Origin of the sequence: Pseudoclavibacter sp. JAI123, assembly GCF_013409665.1 — a bacterium.
Classification (GTDB): Bacteria; Actinomycetota; Actinomycetes; order Actinomycetales; family Microbacteriaceae; genus Pseudoclavibacter.
The window spans coordinates 1,093,479-1,110,871 of sequence record NZ_JACCCM010000001.1; the positions used below are offsets into that span (position 1 = coordinate 1,093,479).

Genomic DNA, 17,393 nt, shown 5'->3' on the forward strand with positions numbered 1-17,393 from the left:
GGGTGAGCATATCGAGGTCTGCGAGCGGATGTGCACTTGATCGGGGGCAGGGGAGCGCTCCCCTGGCCCGTTCTGGGGCCGGTCTGCTTGGTACAGTTGCGAGCATGACGAGAACACTGCGCCTGCATCCCCTTGGCGTAGACGTCGAACTGAGCCTCGATGACAGCATCTCGGCGGAGTTCGAGGCTGATCTGCGTGAGTCGTGGGCCGACGTGACCGGCCAGCCCGGGGAGGGCGAGCCGGACGAGACGCATCGTCTTGCGCTCACGCAGCTCGACGAGCCCGAGGTGAGCGATGTGGTCGGCGGTTCTGACGCCGACTTGGCATCGCAGATCTCGACGACCGTGACATTGGATGCGATCGAGCACAACGGCGGGCGCCTCGTCATGATCCACGCGGCGGGCATCGCGCTCGACGACGGACGGGTCATCGCCTTCGTGGGGCCCTCTGGGCGGGGCAAGACGACGCTCGCGAAGACGCTCGGACGCGAGTACGGCTACGTCACCGACGAGACGCTCGCCATCGACTTCGACGGCAACGTGCTGCCGTACCGCAAGCCGCTCTCGGTCATCGTCGACCCGAGCCGGCCGAAGGAGCAGCTGTCGCCCGCGAAGCTCGGCTTGCGGCCGCTGCCGGATGCACCGCTCAAGATCGCCGCGATCGTGCTGATGCACCGCGTCGACGAGCACGAGCTCGAAGACGGCCCGCTCATCTCGCCGGTGGCGACGGGCAGCGCTATCGGCTGGATGGTGCCGGAGCTCAGCTACCTTCCTGCGCTCCCGGACCCGCTTGTGCAGCTTGCGGAGCTCATCGATGCGACCAACGGAGTGCGCCGAGTCACGTACTCGGATGCGTCGCAGGTCGCCGCGCTGGTCCCGGCGATCCTGAGCGCGCACGGTGACGTGCAGCCGTGGACGGCTGGCCATAGTGAGCCGGACGCGACGACGCCGTCGGCCACGGTCGGCGAGGACTCGTACCGTCGGGCACCCGGCGTGCACTGGCTGCTGTTCGCGAACGAGGCGGTCACACTCGAGGCTCGTATCGTGCGCCAGCTGGCGGGTATCGCGCCTGGCCTCTGGGAGCTGCTCGGAGAGTGGACGACGCTCACGCAGCTTACGGCGGAGCTCATCGAGCAGTACGGCGAGGTGGCGGACGCACGCGAGCTGGTGCAGGTCGCCCTCGACGGACTCATCGACGCGAACCTGGTGGAGCGCGTCCAGGCCGCCGTCGTCGGCAACACGGCTAGCAAGTGACCGACCCGGGGGTCGCGACCACCGCTGCGCCGCGGCCGCGTCGTTCGCCGCTTCGAAGACTCACGTCGCATCCGCTCTTCCACCTGGTTGCCGCGTTCGTCGTGCTGGCGCTTGTGCAGGCGTTCTTCGTGAAGGTCTACGCGATCCCGTCGGCGTCGATGGATGACACGCTCGCCGTGGGTGACCGCATCCTCGTCAACCGCCTCGCGTACCTCGGCGATGCCGAGCCCGTCACGGGCGACATCGTCGTGTTCGCGGCGTCGGACACGTGGGATGAGGCGCCGCCCGAGCCGCCAAGCGACCCGCTGCGGTTCGCCGCGCGAGTCGTCGGCGAGGTGTTCGGCATCGGCCAGGGCTTCTCGCACATCCTCGTGAAGCGCGTCATCGCGACCGGCGGGCAGACCATGGCGGTCGACCCCGCGACCGGTGGCATCGTCGTCGACGGAGTCGCGCTCGACGAGAGCTCCTACGTCGACCTCGACTTCGAGTTCGTGCCAGGCACCCTCGACTGCTCCACATCGCCAGCGTCGCTGCGCTGCTTCGACGAGTTCACGGTGCCAGAGGGGCAAATCGTCGTGCTCGGCGACAACCGCACCAACTCATCCGACTCACTCGCCGCCTGCCGCGGCGGGGGAGTGGACGCATCCTGCCTGCGCACCGTGCGCGACGACGACGTCGTCGGCGAGGTCTTCTCGATCGTGTGGCCGATACCGAGGTTCGGCGGGGTCTGACTTCGTTCGACGATCGGTCTCGCTCAGCGATCGGTCGCTGACATGGCCGAAGTCGCACCTGCGCGCACGTAGGGGGCGACTGGATCCGTCAGAAGGATGTATGTTTCGCGACCGGCATGAGCGAGCCGAGCCGAAGCGCTTCCGCTACTCGTTCGGCCTCGCGGTCCTTCGCCCAGGCCTGATTGCGTTGAGCGGCAATCGCGATGCCGATGCCGATGATGATGAACGCGGTCTGCGTGATGAAGACTTCCCCGAGGCGGAAGGCGCAGAGCAGAACGACGATCGATGCCGCTTCGATGATGCGGGCATCACGAGAGGTTGGCCCCTTGGCAAGGAATTGGAAGCCGGCGAGCCCGATCAGCGAGAGGAAGGCGATAAGGAGGAAGTAGCCGCCCTCGGTGATGAGGCCCCAGTAGGCGTTGTGGTACAGCCAGTTGTCGCCTGCGATCTGCGTCACCGCCTCGCCGAGCCCGTAACCGTTCCAAGGCGCGGCGATCGTCTTCTCCAGCGACGCGGCATCGATGCGCTCACGCAGAGCGTCCGAACCTTCGCGCGTGGTCGCGTAGTCGCCAGCCGTTGAGAGATTGGTTTCAGCGAAGATGAAGCCCGCGTAGATGAGGGCAGCCAGGCAGATGCGCCAGAAGGGACCGAGGTACTTCGCCACGACGAGCCAGATGAGTGCTCCGGCGAGGGCTGCCATCGACGTGCGCGAGTCCGTGAGGACAACGCAGGCCCCGCCCACCAGCACGATGGTGCCGCGAACCCAGGCCCGGTTGGCGAGAAGCAGAATGAGGACGGTGACCACGGCGTAGGTCAATCCTGCGACGTTCTTGTCACCGAGGTACCCGGTGAGGAGGCCACCGTAGTTGTCAGGCGCGACGCCCGCGTAGAAGAGAGGCACGTTCACGAGGAGCGCGAGTGCGAACCCCTTGAGTGCGGAGGCGATGTCGATTCGCCCCGTCGCGATGAAGGCGCCCATCACCATCATGATGAAGATGCGTCCACCGCGGTCGATGTCGCTCTGCTCGACACCTGCGGCCAGAGCGTTGAGCGCGAGGTACGCGAGGATCACTGCGCAGATAGCGGGGTACCAGTAGGCGCCCGCAAGCGAGCGCGTGGGTCGGCGGAAAGCCGCGATTCCGATCAGAGCGAGGCCCGCGAGATCGTTGATCGGCAAGCCGAGACCCGGCGCAGGCAGGCGGACGATGAAGATGGCCATGATGATGGCGTCGATGATTCGCGTCTCGCCGAGTGCGAGAGCGGATTCTCGCAACGCTCGCGTCGCAGACTTCTGCGGGTAAGCGTCATTCACCTTTTCGGTCACGCCGACGATGGTACGTTGTTTCCCAGTCGCCGACCAACCGCGTGAGGCGCACGCTCGGCTGTTCGAGGGGCATTCGTGTGACGTCGCTCAGCTGCAGTTTCTCGTGTGTCACGAGTCCGTATGCTTTGCTCAACTGCTACATCCCGACTGAGAGGTGTGTCGTCGCCACGGTGACGACGGTGTACGAATGACGAAGAGCCGAAGTGCGCAGGTGGGGGGTCCTGACGGACCCCGCCCGCGTGTGGCGATCGCTCACGACTACATCACCCAGCGGGGCGGTGCGGAGCGGGTGGTGCTCGCACTCCATCGAGCATTCCCGGAAGCGTCTGTCTATACGACGCTGTATGAACCCGCGACGACATTTCCTGAGTTCGAAGAGATCGACATCATCAGCTCGCCCCTGAATCGCCTCGGTGCCCTGCGCCACGACCACAGGAAAGCCCTGCCATTGCTGGCGCCGGCAAGCTCGAGGGTTCGGATCGATGCGGACGTCGTCATCGCCTCTACGACCGGCTGGGCACACGGCTTCGAGACGACGGGAACGAAGATCGCGTACTGCCACAGTCCGGCTCGCTATCTCTACCTTCAAGATCAGTATCTCGGTGATGCCGGCCGTTTCTCCCCGGCATCTCTCGGCGTGAAGATGCTGACGCCGTACCTTCGTCGCTGGGACCAGCGCGCTGCGAAGACTGTCGACACCTACGTCAGCAACTCCACGGTGGTGCGTGATCGGATTCGAGAGATCTACGGGCGTGAATCGCAGCTGATCTTTCCTCCCCACAGCGTCGATGTGAGCGGCCCTCGTCTTCCACTCCCGGAACTCGAGGAGTTCGTCGGATTGGGAGGCCACCTGCTGTTGGTCTCACGCCTGCTCCCATATAAGAACGTCGATAAAGCGATCAAGGCTGTTGCTGGGTTGCCTTTGGAGAGGCTGATCATCGTCGGCGACGGCCCCGATCGCGAGGCGCTCAGAGCTTCCCTTCCGTCGAACGCCCGCATGGTGTCCGGTATCTCGGACGCCACGCTCCGGTGGCTGTACGCACGGAGCAGGGCACTCCTGGCACCTTCCCACGAGGACTTCGGTCTCACGGTGGTCGAAGCGGCGGCTTGGGGTAAGCCCAGCATCGCACTGCATTCGGGTGGCTATCTGGACACCGTCGATGAGGGAACCACAGGTCGGTTCTTCCCGCGCCCCGAGCCGGACGAAATCGCGGCTGCCATCGCGGCGTCGCGGTTCGATGTCTGGGACGTCCAGAAGATCAAGGCTCACGCGCGGCTTTTCTCCGAGGAGTCGTTCGCTCAGCGTCTCAGGGGTCTCGTCGACGACGCCCTTGGTGCCCAGGGCGGGTCCCGGGACGCGCTTGTCTAGTTCACCGATGTTGTTACTCTTGAGTTCGGTCGCGCACGAGGGAAACCCTTTACGAGCGCCCATTTGTGTGTCAAAGAGAGGGTCGACCCGTGACGGTACTTGATTTCCTGAGGCTTACGGGCCGCAGTTGGAGGACGCTGCTGATCGGTGTCGCGATCGGACTTCTTGCAGCGTTCGGCTACACGCAAGTCCAGCCGCATGTGTTCACCGCGAATTCTTCGGGCTTCGTCACGGCCGGCCCATCGGAGGGCGGGTTCATCGGAGGTTCCGAAGCCGCGGTTGCCAAGGCCCAGTCCTACCTTCCGCTCATCACGAGCCGCCCCGTCTACGAGAAGATCGCCCAGAACCCGGACTCGGGTCTCGCTGAGGGGCAGACGCTGACTGGGCGCTTGACCGCCTCCGTCGCGCCCAACAGCAATCTCATCGAAGTGCAGGCCAGCGCAGATTCTCCCGCCGCCGCGGTTGCGCTCGCCAACGGCGCTCTCCAGGCCCTGGCAGATGTGATCATCGAACTCGAGTCGCAGGCGGGTGGCGGCGTCTCGAGCGTCACCGTCCTTCCGCTCCAGGACGCTGTCGCTCCGACGTCACCGGAGAGCCCGAATCTGCGGAACAACCTGCTCATCGGCGCGGGCATCGGCCTCATCCTGGCTTATGTCTTCGTCTTCCTGAGAAAGGCGCTCGACGTCAAGGTCCGCAACTCGAAGGACCTCGCGAGCGCCGCAGGTGTCGGCTCCCTCGGACGCATTCCCAAGTCGCCTCAGCTCATGGGCAAGAACCGAGCTTCGAATGACGCGGACGCTATCGCCGCCGAGTCGTTCCGTCGCCTCCGCACGAACCTTCGCTTCGCCAGCGTTGACGAGGAAATTCGTTCCATGGTGATCACCAGCTCCAACGCCGGTGAAGGAAAGTCGACGATCGCGACATCGCTGGCGCAGGTTCTGGCTCAGTCGAACACGCCGACGATCCTCATCGACGCCGACCTTCGTCGTCCGACGGTCGCATCGGTCCTGGGCATCGACGGCAGCATCGGCCTGAGCGAGGTGCTGAGCGGGCAGGTCTCGCTCGAGGACGCGCTCACAGCGACCAAGACGCCGGGACTCTACGCGCTTCCCTCCGGCCGCATCCCCCCGAATCCTTCGGAGATGCTCGGCTCAGAGGCCATGCGCTCCATCATCCGCCTGCTGTCGCAGGACTACATCGTCATCATCGACGCCCCGCCTCTCCTGCCCGTGACCGATGCGGCCATCCTCTCGACGCGTGTCGACGGGGTCGTGCTCGTCGCGACCGCTGGACGGACGCGACGCGAGGACGTGGGAGCGGCTCGGGACATGCTCTCCCAGGTGCACGGTCGCCTGCTCGGCACCGTGCTCAACATGGTTCCCCCGCGAGACACGGCGGATGGATACGAGTATCGCCGCAACCGCAGCTACTACGTCACGGCGAACAAGAAGGGCATGCCCGTCTTCAAGTCCTCGAAGGGGCACGTCGACATGCTCGAGCCGCAGCCGCAGCCGCAGCCGCAGGCTCAGCCGCAGCCGGCGAAGGACGGCCCGGGGGCGATCAGCCTTGCTCCGCGTGCCAACCCGGTTGCGCCGGGCGCCGGGCGATCAGCACAAGCACAAGCGCAACCAGCAGTTCAGCAGGCGCCTGCGCCTGCGACGACCGTGAACACGTCGGATCCCGTTGACGACCAGATGGCCCCGACTCGTCGCTCGCGCAGAGGCGCGTAGTGCCCAAACTGCTCTTCGTCTGCCACGCGAACATCGCACGATCAGCAGCTGCGGAGGTTCTCGCGCAATCCCAGCTCGGAGACGCGAGTGCGTGGACCGTGGAGAGCGCAGGCGTGCGCGCGCTGGTCGGAGAAGACATCGACGAGGTTATAGCTGGTGCGTTGCGGGAACGCGGACTGGTCCCTCAGCCGCATGAAGCTCAGCAGGTGACCAACTCGATGCTCGATTCGGCAGACCTCGTGCTCGCGTTCGAGTCTGCGCACCGCATGTGGATGCTGCGCGAGTCCCCGAAGTCGGTTCGCAAGACCTTCACGGTCCGTGGCGCGGCTGCAATACTCGACGGCATTCCGCGACGCGCTGCCCCGCTCGCCTACCTCTCGAATGTGAAGACATCAGGAAAGGACGAGGACTTCGCGGACCCGTACGGACGCGGACCGGATGTCGCGCGCCAGGCGATCCAGGAGATCGACCTCCTGCTGAGCAGAATTCTCCCCGGAATTGACGCGCTCCCTCGCGTCGCCCGCAGTTCCCCTCAGGCCATCCGTGATTGAGGCGGAGTACCCGACACCAGCGTCGCGGCAGCAGCGCGTGCTCCTCATCAGCCCAGCCTTCCACGGGTACTGGAAGGCCATCTCCGATGCATTGAAGTTCCGGGGACACGAGGTCTACCCGCACTGCTATGACGCGCCGAGCGGCTTGCCCGGCAAGGTGCAGAACAAGCTCGTGCACGAGCTTCCCGTGGCGCTCCAATGGCCCGGGCTCCGTGAGGCGGCGAGCGTCCGTGCTGTCCGTGCCCTGGACCGGGTCCAGCCGGACGTCATCCTCGTCATCAAGGGCGACCAGTTGACCGATACCTGGTGGTCGGCAGCTGAGCGGTCCGGTGCCGCCCGCGTCCTCTGGCTGTACGACGAGCTGGAACGCATGGCCTACACGCCAGAGCGACTTCGCGAGCTGGGGCCCGTCGTGAGCTATAGCGAGAGCGACGTCGAAGCGTTGCGTCTCGCCGGTGTTCAGGCGGCGCACGTCCCCGACGCCCACGACTCGCTGCTGGAGTTCACTCCGAAGCCGGTCAAGGGACTCAGCTTCATCGGCGCGCGGTATCCGCGCCGCGAGGAACTCCTCCGAGCGGTATCGGCAGAGGGTATCGATGTGGTGGCGTTCGGACGAGAATGGTCGCGCTCCCTCTGGGATATCGCGCGCACTCGGCGCTTCCGAGGAGCCGGTTTCCGGAGTGGAGGAGACGTGCCGAGGGCTGAGTACTACGGGATCATGGCCGGCTCGAGCGCGACGCTCAACATGCACGGAGATGGCCACGACTTCAGCATGCGCACCTTCGAGGCCCCCGGAGTCGGGGGGCTCTCGCTCATCGACAAGCCGGAAGTCGAGCGCTACTACGACGTCGGCACGGAAACGCTCGTCTACTCGGGTGCTGACGACGTCGTCGACATCATGCGACGAGCCGAGCTCGACAGCGTCTGGTCGCAGTCGATTCGTGATGCTGGTCGCCGCAAGACTCTGGCGAAGCACACCTTCGTCCACCGGGTAGCGGAGATCGAACAGCTGTGGGGTTGAACCATCCGGAGGATCTGGGTGCCTGGCGGCGCTGGCAGGAGTCGCGCCACGCACTGCGACGACTGAAATCAGTGCTCGTCCGTCCGCCTTCTCCGAAGTTCACGCTGTTCTCGTCTGGGGCGTTCCCGACGATCCTGGTCGTCGTCGACGCGCCGACCCCCTCGCAGATCGCCGCCTATCTCGAACCTGCGCTCAAGGTCGAGGGTGCGAGCGTCGCCGTCCTCGTCGAGGGGGACGTGAGCTCGTTGCTTCCTGCGGGATGGACCGAGCATGCGCTTGTGGGGGATTCGCCCCCAGCCTTCCTGGACGGCGTTGGCGTGGTCTTCGCGTCCGGTCATTTCCTTCCCGCGAGCTCGCTTGCTCACACGTGGGCACAGGCGCTTGACGCCCGGTTCGTCGTCGCACAGCACGGCCTGCTGACCCCCTTCCAGCCGCCGCTTCCTCCAAATGCGCACGCGCTCGCGTTCACCGAGGAAGACGCCGAGTTCTGGCGCTCCGGGCGAAGCGATGTGACGTACGACGTGGTGGGCTCGCAGATGCTCTGGAACGCCTCCAAGCGACGAGCCGCACGGGCCGAGGTCAGCGGCCCGCCTGTCTTCCTCGGCCAGCTGCACGGGGCGGAGCTGGCTCGTCGGACGGCCGCGCGAACCGCTCGGCGATTCTGCACGTCGACGGGGGCCAGCTACCGCCCGCACCCCGCGGAGGTCGACAAGCTTTCTCGACTTCAGCACGAACGCTGGAGACGAGCTGGAATCGTCGTTGACGATTCGACGGTGCCGCTTCGCGATCTGAATCGTCCCGTCGTCTCGATCTTCTCGACCGGCGTCCTGGAAGCGGCGGCCTCTGGGCGTCCAGCCTGGGTCACCGGGGCGAACGTGCCGGACTGGATTCACGAATTCTGGGCGCGCTATTCTTTACGCGAATGGGGCGGTGAACCAACGCCAGCTCCCGTTGTTCCCCCGGTAGAACCAGCCCAAGCTATCGCCGCGAGCCTCGCGCGCATTCTGGAAGGAACAGCATGAGAATGCTCTGCGTGATCCCGGTCCGTGGAGGGTCGAAAGGCATCCCAGGCAAGAATCGGCGTCTCGTGGCGGGGAAGCCCCTGCTCGTGTGGACGATCGAGCAGGCGTTGGCGGCGCAGCCGAAGATGGACGTGCTCGTCTCGACCGATGACGAGCAGCTGGCTGACATCGCGCGCTCCGCAGGCGCGGAGGTGCCCTGGCTGCGTCCGGCGCACCTCGCCGAGGACACGACGGCGACAGAGCCCGTGGTCGAGCATGCGATCGCTGCATATGCGGCCGAGGGCAGGCGTCCCGATGCGGTGATGCTCCTGCAAGTGACGTCTCCTGTGCGCCTCGAGGGCACGCTCGACCGCGCCATCGAGCAGTTCGTCGCCTCCGGTGTCGACTCCATGGTCGGAGCCGTCCCGCAGACGCCATTCCTCTGGCAGTACGGCGCGGAGGAGGACGACCAGCCGCGCGCGCATTTCACCATCGGCGCACGCCCCCGCCGCCAGGAGCTCGATCGCACGCAGATGTTCTATCGCGAGACCGGTTCCCTCTACGTCACCAGCACCGAGATCTACGAGCGCGAGCACAACCGCCTCGGAGGCAAGATCGGCATCTTCGAGATGGATGACCTCGAGGGCGTCGATATCGACACGGAGCTCGACCTCTCCATCGCTGACCACCAGCTCACTCAGCTCCACCGCGATACGGCGAACGCCACTTCAGCAGCTTCAGCAGGACCGACAGACAAGGACTCCGCTCAGTGATCTTCGAGCGCAACCTCACCCCCTACATCGTCTTCGCGGAGGACCCGATCGTTGTCGGGCTTCAGAAGATCAGCGCCAACCAGCAGCGCATCGTCTTCTGCGTCGATGAGCACGGGCGGCTCAAGGGCTCGCTGTCGGATGGTGACTTCCGGCGATGGATCGTCGCGAACCCGACGGCGTCCCTTGACGTCACGTGTGTCGAGGTCTCCAACACCAGCGTGACCTCAGCCCCAGCGACGTCCACGCCAGCTGACCTGGCTCCGCTGCTCGGCCAGGGCGGCATCACGCATCTGCCCCTCGTCGACGCCACCAACCACCTCATCGCGGTCGCCATCGACCGCAACGACGTGCTGCGAATCGGTGCTCACGAGATCGGGCCAGGTCATCCCGCGTTCCTCATCGCAGAGATCGGCAACAACCACAACGGCGATGTCGACCTTGCCAAGCGTCTCGTGGACCTCGCAGCCGACGCTGGCGCGGACGCCGTCAAGTTCCAGCTTCGCGACATGGACGCGCTCTACCGGCAGAGCGGTGCTTCAACCGCCGGAGAAGACCTCGGGGCTCAGTACACGCTCGATCTCCTTTCGCGGGTCTCCCTCCCAGCGGAGAAGCTCTTCACCGTCTTCGACCACGCGAGAGATCGCGGCGTCGACCTGATGTGCACGCCGTGGGACGGCCCGAGCGTGCAGGCTCTCGTCGACTACGGCATCGAGGGTCTCAAGATCGCTTCGGCCGACCTCACGAACCACGAGCTGCTCAGGGATGCCGGCTCTCGCGGCCTCCCGCTCATCCTCTCGACCGGCATGTCGCGCGAGTCCGAGATCCTCGAGACCGTGGGCCTCCTGCGTTCGCTCGGTTCGAGCTTCGCGCTGCTCCACACGCAGTCGACGTATCCGGCGCCGTTCAAGGACCTCAACCTGGCCTACCTCGATCGTCTCGCCGAGATCGGCGACTGCATCGTCGGATATTCCGGGCACGAGCGCGGATGGCACGTGCCGGTTGCGGCGGTCGCTCGGGGCGCGCGCATCATCGAGAAGCACTTCACGATCGACCGCGGCATGGAAGGCAACGACCACACGGTGTCGCTGCTCCCCGAGGAGTTCGCGACCATGGTCGAGCAGGTTCGAGACATCGAGATCGCGCTCGGTGACGCCGCTCCTCGCGAAGTGTCGACAGGCGAGCTCATGAACCGGACGACGCTCGCGAAGTCGCTGGTCGCCGCGCGGGAACTTCAGGAGGGCGAGGTGCTGCGGGCAGAGGACATCGCGGTCAAGAGCCCAGGGCGCGGACTGCAGCCGAACCGACTCGACGAACTCGTCGGGCGCAAGGTGAACCACGACATGGCCGAAGGTGAGTTCTTCTTCGAGAGCGATCTGACCGACACGGCATCGGTCGGCCGAGAGTTCGAGTTCCGCCGACCGTGGGGGCTGCCGGTGCGCTACCACGACTACAAGAAGCTCATCGAGAACTCGACGCCTGACTTCCTCGAGTTCCACTTCTCGTACAAAGACCTCGAGGTCGATCTCGACAGCTTCTTCACGGAGCCGCTCGACATGGACTTCACGACCCACCTCCCCGACCTCTTCTCCGGCGATTTCCTCGTCGATCTGGCGTCGCCAGATGACGCCCACTGGGAGCGGTCGATCCGCGAGGTGCAGCGCACGATCGACACCACCCGCAGCTTGAAGAAGTGGTTCCTCCGCTCGAGCGAACCGATCATGGTCGTCACCATGGGTGGGTTCACGAAGGACAAGCACGTTCCGGCCGAAGCGCGCGGCGCTATGTATGCGCGCATCGCGGATGCGGTCAAGCGCCTGGACACCGACGGCGTCCGCATCGCCGCGCAGACGCTCCCGCCGTTCCCATGGCTCATGGGTGGTCAGCAGTTCCACAACCTGTTCCTCGACCCGCACGACACCGCGGAGTTCTCCGCAACGACGGGCACGAAGCTCTGCTTCGACGTGTCGCACTCGAAGCTCGCCGCGAACTTCCTCGGGATGCAGTTCTCGGAGTACACCGAGCTGATCGCCCCGCACAGCATCCACCTTCACCTCGTTGACGCGACCGGAGTCGATGGGGAAGGCGTGCAGGTCGGTGACGGCGAGGTCGACTGGCCGCTGCTCGCAGGCCAGCTCGACGAGTTCACGCCCGGGGCTCCGTTCATCCCGGAGATCTGGCAGGGGCACATCGACAACGGTCAGGGCTTCTGGACGGCGCTCGACAGACTCGAGCAATGGCTGTAGCCGAATCTGAGGCCGACGCCCAGAGCGTGCAGGCTCAGCGGCCGATCGCGTTATGGGTCGTTCCCGTATCCGGCCTCGGGGGAGTGGCTCGCCACGTGCTCGACGTCGCAGCTGCGGGCCTCCCCGGGTACGAGCTCGTCGTGCTCTCACCAGAGGGGCCGCTCGCCGCGGAACTCAGAGATCGCGGTGCTCGAGTCGCCGTGGGGAAGTTCGGCCCGGACTTCGGCGTACTGGCCTCGATCCGGACGCTGCGGACGGCAGCACAGCGTCTGAGGCCGGCTGTCGTTCACTCGCATCTTGCCTACGCCGACGTCATCGTCGCAGCAACACCTCTGCCGCCCGGCACCGTTCGCGTCACGACTGAGCACGGCATCGCCGGCGACGACCAGGTGTACCACCGGACAGCTGCCAAGTCGAAGGTCATGGCGAAGGTCCACGGGATTCGTCTTCGTCGGTTCGACCGCGTCATCGCTGTCGCGGAGGCAACACGACGTGCCATGATCGACAAGTGGTCGCCGTCGCAGGAGATCCGCGTGATCTTGAACGGGGTCGACCCGGTTGAGTCGCCGCGTCCTGCCAGACCGGAGCGGGCTGCGCTGCGCATCCTGGCGCTTGCGAGGCTCTCGCCGGAGAAGCGGATCCCGCAGCTCCTCAGGGCCTTCAAGGTCGTCCTCGACGCGCGCCCTGACGCGCACCTGACGATCGCGGGAGTGGGCGAGCTGGACAGCGAGCTGAAGGCGCTTGCCGACGACCTCGGCATCTCCGAGTCGGTGACGTTCCCTGGCTTCGTCGACCCAGAGGAGGCGATGGCGGACGCGGACGTGCTCGCTCAGCTCTCGGTCTGGGAGAACTGCTCCTACTCGCTGCTGGACGCGGCGAACAGGGGCATGCGCGTGATCGCGTCGCGAGTCGGGGGCAACCCGGAGATTGTCTCACCTCGTGGCCTTGTCGACGCTGATGACATCAATGCCGTGGCGGCGGCGCTCCTCGACGAGGCCGCAGAGACGCACCTCGACAACTGGCTGTCCGTTGCCGACATGACGCGTGCTGTAGCTGAGGTCTACGCAGAGGCGCTGGGCACGGCCAAGGATCGAGCGCTGCCCGACCACGTCACCTTGGCGACGAACAACGGGGATATCGGCGGGGGCGAGGTCATGCTGTTGAGCATCGCCGACGCGCTTCGAACGCTCGGCGTCGCCGTCACCATCGTGGGTCCCTCCGAGCCGGCTGCGCTCGTAGCGGCTGCGCGCGAGCGCGGACACTCGGTCGTCGAGCTGCCGGCTAGGGGGCGCAAGCAGTGGATCGCCCAGCTGCGGAGCTGGGATGCGAAGAACCGCGAGGGCCTGCTGTGGTGTAACGGCCTGGTTCCCGCCTTCGCGACCTCGTTCCATCCCCAGCGCATCGTTCACCTGCATCAGCGGCCGACGGGGGCGCAGCGACTGCTCGCGCCCATCGCGCGATTCCGGAGCCTCCGGACGCTGGTCCCGTCACTGTCCATGCAGGAGGCCATCCCCGGATCGACGGTTCTCCCCAACTGGTCCGAGCGAGTGGTGCTTCCGAGCGTCCGTGAACGCGCAGATGAAGAGCCGACCATGATCGGATTTCTCGGCCGCTTCTCGGTCGATAAAGGCGTGCCGGTCTTGGCCGAGGCCCTTCTAAAACTTCAGCGAACTCACCCCGGACGTTTCAAGCTCAGAATGGGCGGTGAGCCGCGATTCGTCGGCGAGGGGTCAAGGCAGGCAGTGGAGGCTGCAATTCGACCTGTGCAAGACCTCGTAGAGTTCGCGGGGTGGGTTTCGCGCGACAAGTTCCTTCGCAGTATCGACTTACTAGTTGTTCCTTCGGTCTGGGCAGAACCGTTCGGGCTCGTGGTCACCGAGGCCATGTCTGCTCGTGTGCCCGTGATCGTCAGCGACGCGGGAGCGCTCCCGGAATTGATCTCCGCCTCCGATGATGTGTTCAGGGCAGGGGATTCGGCCGACCTGGCCGAGGCGATTTTGCGCAAGGCCAGCCGCAGGGATAGCAGTGCCTTGGACCAAAATTTCGCGAGATGGAGAGATTTCTACAGCCCCGAGGCTGGTGTAAGAGCCCTGGGAGCTGTTCTTGCCGCGACGTCAGTTCACACGCGGCCTGCCTCGTGACGCCGACAATCGAGCCTTCACGAGCCGGGCGGGACCTCACCATCGACGTTGCAAGAGGGTTGGCAATAATCGCAATCGTCGCTGGTCACGTTCTGCGCGGACTTTCGGCTGCTGATCTCGTCGACGGGCGGTCTGCCGGATATGTAGCGACAGACACTCTCCTCTACACCTTTCACCTGGCGGTCTTCGCGTGGCTCGCAGGGCTTTTCGTGCGGCGGGGAGTGGAGCGCCGCGGTCTTCGAGACTATCTCTGGGACAGAAATGCGACCTTCATCTACTTATACGTTCTCTGGAGCTTCGTGCAGGGCGGAGTGAAGGTTCTTACGTCAAGCCTTGTTAACACACCAATCACGGTGCTGGACATATTCGACCTTGTCCACCCCGAGGGTCACCTTTGGTTTCTGCCCTGGCTTGTCATCGTTACCACCATTGTCGCAATCGCTAAACCCTGGTCGAGTCTTATGCGGGGGGTGCTAACGTTCTTGACGTCTCTAATTATGAGTCTTGTAGCGTGGGGATATTCGGGCGGCGTCATAGGTCCGGAGGGAGCCTCGCTGTGGGTCTTCTTCACGCTTGGTGCCTGGATCGGCGACAGTAAGTTTCGCGAAGTAACGAGTCGTTTCTCCTGGCGAGTCTCGGCGGTGATGTTGCTGGTCGCATTAGCATTCTTCCTGGTCGGTTTCTCGGTGCTGAGCATCACCCCGCCCACCTTCGGCTTCGAGATGCGCACGCCCCTCTCAGTGGGTCTGGGGTTCCTGCTCTCTACGATTGGCGTCACGTGCGTCTTGGCTTTAGCTCGGATTATTTCGATGTTTCCTGTTGCAACAAGGCTCTTCGGCTACGTGGGGTCCAGATCACTGCAAATTTATTTGGCACATGGCATCGCTCTGTCTGGTGCGCGAATTGTGCTCTCGTTGTGTGGAGTGCAGAGCCTAGAAGCCCATCTCATCGTTGGGTTCGGGGCAGGGCTTGGGTTCCCTCTGCTCCTTGCCTGGTTGGCGAGCCGATTGCGAATTAGGGTGCTTTTTGAGCCCCCAGCTTTCCTGCTTCCAAGCGGTCAGCGCGCCTCTGAGCGCAAGTCTCTAACACGTTCATGACCAGCGTGGATCTGGATCTTGTTTGCGTAGCAATCGTACTTATTTTGTGTAGCCCTCCCTTTCTGATCGTCTGCCGCCGATGGAGTTCCAATGCCTTTTGACGCCAGTAAGCCCTCGTCGAGCCCACGCATAGGGGTTCTTAGTCCCTGGAGCTTTATGGATCCGAACGCCTGGTCTGGTGTGGTTCCTCGAATGCTGTCCTCGCTGGACGCACGGGCAACAACTGTCCCGCTCTCCAGTTCCGGAGTTGCGACGGCATTTGCAGATCGAGTGCTTGCGCGAGGACTCGGTATGGTCTCGCCGAAGAAATATCTCTGGGACCAAGCCATCGCGACTTCGAAAGCTAGGGGGCGGAATGCGACCTCCATTGTCCGCTCGGCGAACGTTGACGTGATCCTTGCCGTCGCGGCTTCCCAGGACGTCGCATTCTTGGATGCTCGTGGCATCCCGATCGTCCAGGTTGGAGACGCGACGTTCAAGGCCATCCGCGACTACTACCCGATGTTCACGAACCTGCACCCGCTCTCAGTCGTGCAGCAGGAAGCGGTGGCGAAGAGGGCGACCCGGGCCACAGATCGCTTCGCGATGGCAACGCAGTGGTCGATCGACTCGTTGGTCGCTGACTACGGGGTGTCGAGTCGCAACTGCGTCCTCGCGCCGTTCGGCCCAGCACTCGAGCCCTCGCTGCCGCCCACGGTCGCACTCGGAGAAGTCGGTGTCCTGCGGGCGCTGCTCGTCACGAGCGACTGGGCGCGCAAGGGCGGGGATCTCGCCGTCCGCGTCATCGATCAGGTTCGTCAGCAGCACCCGGGCGTGACGCTCACCGTCGTCGGGAACACGCCCGACGCGCTGCCCGACTGGGTTGAGAACCTCGGGCGTCTCCCGCGTCAGGAGCTCGCCGAGCAGTACGAGCGAGCGGACGTGCTGCTTGAGCTTGCGACCGCCAACGCAGGCGGGGTCACGCTCACCGACGCCGCAGCATTCGGATTGCCGGCCATCGCGACGGACACCGGGGGAGTTTCGTCGATCGTCGGTAACGGCACCTCCGGAATACTGGTTCCCCAAGGCGCTGACACGTTCACTGCGGCTGTCGCGGCCGTCGAGACACTGCTCGATCTCGACGTTCGCTCTCGGTACGCCCGGGGCGCGAGGGCGCAGCATGACGCAACGCTCAACTGGGAGGCGTGGGCTGATGCCGTGACCGCGCTCTGCGTCGAGGCTGTGTCATCTGCATCTCACCGAGGCGAGATGGGGACCCGGGCGTAGCGGAACTCGCGACGCAGGGTCTCCAGCGACCTGACATCTCGCCCGGCGAGCTGACGGACGGCGTTGACGACGAAGTTCAGGATCGCGGCTGCGCCGAGGGCAGCTCGGTGGAGGCCGGGGTGGTCGTTCCATTTCTCCGCGAAGCGCAGGGCCGACGTGACGACCCACGTGCGTCGCAGTTCGGGGTTCGAGGAACCACCACCCTCATGCTCGACGGTGAGGTCACCGAGAACGTACGAGTGCACGCCGCGCTGCCCGAGGCGTCGCTGGAGGTCGATCTCCTCCGAGTTCATGTAGAACCGCTCGTCGAAGCCGCCGACATCGTGAAATGACTGTGTCGGCAGGTAGAGGACCGCTCCCACGACCCAATCGGTTCGGTGCACACCAGGCATCACCGTCGACGTGTTGTGACCCACCGACTCGTGCCACCACCGCGTATGCCGGAATCTGGCAAGGCCGCTGAAGGCATTCACGAACGTGTGCGTGACGCGAGGGAAATGGCGTCCCGTCCACTGCGACGAACCGCTGTGGCCGATGACCTCCGGCGATACGACCGCTGGCATGAGCGGGTTCGCGAGACGAGTGAGGTCGGCGATCAGGTTCGGCCCCACAGTGAGGTCGCTGTTGAGGATGAGCAGGTATTCGCGTTGCGCGGCGGCGGCACCCACGTTCACGGTGCTCCCGAAGCCGCCGTTCGCGGGGCGTCGGATGGTCGTCTCATCGCCCACCTGGACATACGGCTCCGGTGAGGCGTCGTCGACCACGATGATCTCCAGTTCAGGAGCCCCGACCTGCTGGGTGAGCGCGGTGACGAGCTCTTGCGTCGGAGCGGGGTCACCGTAATGCGGGATGACGACGGAAACTCCGGGCACTGTGGTGTTCATGGCGGTCTT

General features: G+C 65.0%; 14 protein-coding genes. 12 read left to right on the forward strand and 2 right to left on the reverse strand.

Annotated elements, in window-relative coordinates; translation table 11 throughout:
* Window positions 1-104: 104 nt before the first annotated feature.
* The gene (locus HDC34_RS05210; protein ID WP_179556130.1) at window positions 105-1,253 is read left to right on the forward strand and encodes a hypothetical protein; all 1,149 of its coding nucleotides are present in this window, start codon (window positions 105-107) and stop codon (window positions 1,251-1,253) included.
* Entirely contained in the window at window positions 1,250-1,984 is a 735-nt protein-coding gene (gene lepB, locus HDC34_RS05215; RefSeq protein ID WP_179556131.1) for a signal peptidase I, read from the forward strand. Before HDC34_RS05210 ends, lepB begins: the two co-directional genes overlap by 4 nt.
* 88 nt (window positions 1,985-2,072) lie before the next feature.
* Here the strand turns inward: lepB and HDC34_RS05220 are convergent, their stop codons facing one another.
* Window positions 2,073-3,308, reverse strand: a complete 1,236-nt coding sequence (locus HDC34_RS05220) for an O-antigen ligase (RefSeq protein WP_179556132.1) — start codon at window positions 3,306-3,308, stop codon at window positions 2,073-2,075.
* Between the two features lie 241 nt (window positions 3,309-3,549).
* Between HDC34_RS05220 and HDC34_RS05225 the strand changes: the two genes are divergently transcribed.
* The 10 genes from HDC34_RS05225 to HDC34_RS05270 all read left to right on the forward strand — a co-directional run bounded on the left by HDC34_RS05225 (window position 3,550) and on the right by HDC34_RS05270 (window position 16,500).
* Window positions 3,550-4,677: a glycosyltransferase gene (locus HDC34_RS05225; protein ID WP_308807271.1), complete on the forward strand. Its 1,128-nt coding sequence runs from the start codon at window positions 3,550-3,552 to the stop codon at window positions 4,675-4,677.
* A gap of 89 nt (window positions 4,678-4,766) precedes the next feature.
* Complete coding sequence (locus tag HDC34_RS18155; RefSeq protein WP_179556134.1) at window positions 4,767-6,407, forward strand: polysaccharide biosynthesis tyrosine autokinase; 1,641 nt, start codon at window positions 4,767-4,769, stop codon at window positions 6,405-6,407.
* On the forward strand, window positions 6,407-6,958 hold the full coding sequence (locus HDC34_RS05235) for a hypothetical protein (protein ID WP_179556135.1): 552 nt from the start codon (window positions 6,407-6,409) through the stop codon (window positions 6,956-6,958). Before HDC34_RS18155 ends, HDC34_RS05235 begins: the two co-directional genes overlap by 1 nt.
* A complete protein-coding gene (locus HDC34_RS18160; RefSeq protein WP_308807272.1) occupies window positions 6,951-7,979 on the forward strand; it encodes a glycosyltransferase in 1,029 nt (342 codons plus the stop codon). Before HDC34_RS05235 ends, HDC34_RS18160 begins: the two co-directional genes overlap by 8 nt.
* Window positions 7,980-8,050: 71 nt before the next feature.
* Window positions 8,051-9,001 carry an RNA-binding protein gene (locus tag HDC34_RS05245; RefSeq protein WP_179556136.1) on the forward strand — a complete coding sequence of 317 codons (951 nt, stop codon included), beginning with the start codon at window positions 8,051-8,053 and terminating at the stop codon, window positions 8,999-9,001.
* A 2-nt stretch (window positions 9,002-9,003) separates the two neighbouring features.
* Window positions 9,004-9,753: a cytidylyltransferase domain-containing protein gene (locus tag HDC34_RS05250; RefSeq protein WP_306455486.1), complete on the forward strand. Its 750-nt coding sequence runs from the start codon at window positions 9,004-9,006 to the stop codon at window positions 9,751-9,753.
* The gene (locus HDC34_RS05255) at window positions 9,750-11,996 is read left to right on the forward strand and encodes an N-acetylneuraminate synthase family protein (RefSeq protein ID WP_179556138.1); all 2,247 of its coding nucleotides are present in this window, start codon (window positions 9,750-9,752) and stop codon (window positions 11,994-11,996) included. Before HDC34_RS05250 ends, HDC34_RS05255 begins: the two co-directional genes overlap by 4 nt.
* Complete coding sequence (locus HDC34_RS05260) at window positions 11,987-14,137, forward strand: glycosyltransferase family 4 protein (protein ID WP_179556139.1); 2,151 nt, start codon at window positions 11,987-11,989, stop codon at window positions 14,135-14,137. Before HDC34_RS05255 ends, HDC34_RS05260 begins: the two co-directional genes overlap by 10 nt.
* Window positions 14,134-15,234 (forward strand): acyltransferase, encoded by a 1,101-nt coding sequence (locus HDC34_RS05265; protein WP_179556140.1) that lies wholly within the window; start codon window positions 14,134-14,136, stop codon window positions 15,232-15,234. The genes HDC34_RS05260 and HDC34_RS05265 overlap by 4 nt, the downstream gene beginning before the upstream one ends.
* A 390-nt stretch (window positions 15,235-15,624) precedes the next feature.
* Window positions 15,625-16,500 (forward strand): glycosyltransferase family 4 protein, encoded by an 876-nt coding sequence (locus HDC34_RS05270; RefSeq protein ID WP_179556141.1) that lies wholly within the window; start codon window positions 15,625-15,627, stop codon window positions 16,498-16,500.
* On the opposite strand, the gene HDC34_RS05275 is transcribed toward HDC34_RS05270, so the two are convergent.
* Window positions 16,470-17,384, reverse strand: coding sequence for a glycosyltransferase family 2 protein (locus HDC34_RS05275; RefSeq protein WP_179556142.1), 915 nt, complete (start codon window positions 17,382-17,384; stop codon window positions 16,470-16,472). The two genes, HDC34_RS05270 and HDC34_RS05275, sit on opposite strands and share 31 nt — an antisense overlap.
* Window positions 17,385-17,393: the final 9 nt, after the last annotated feature.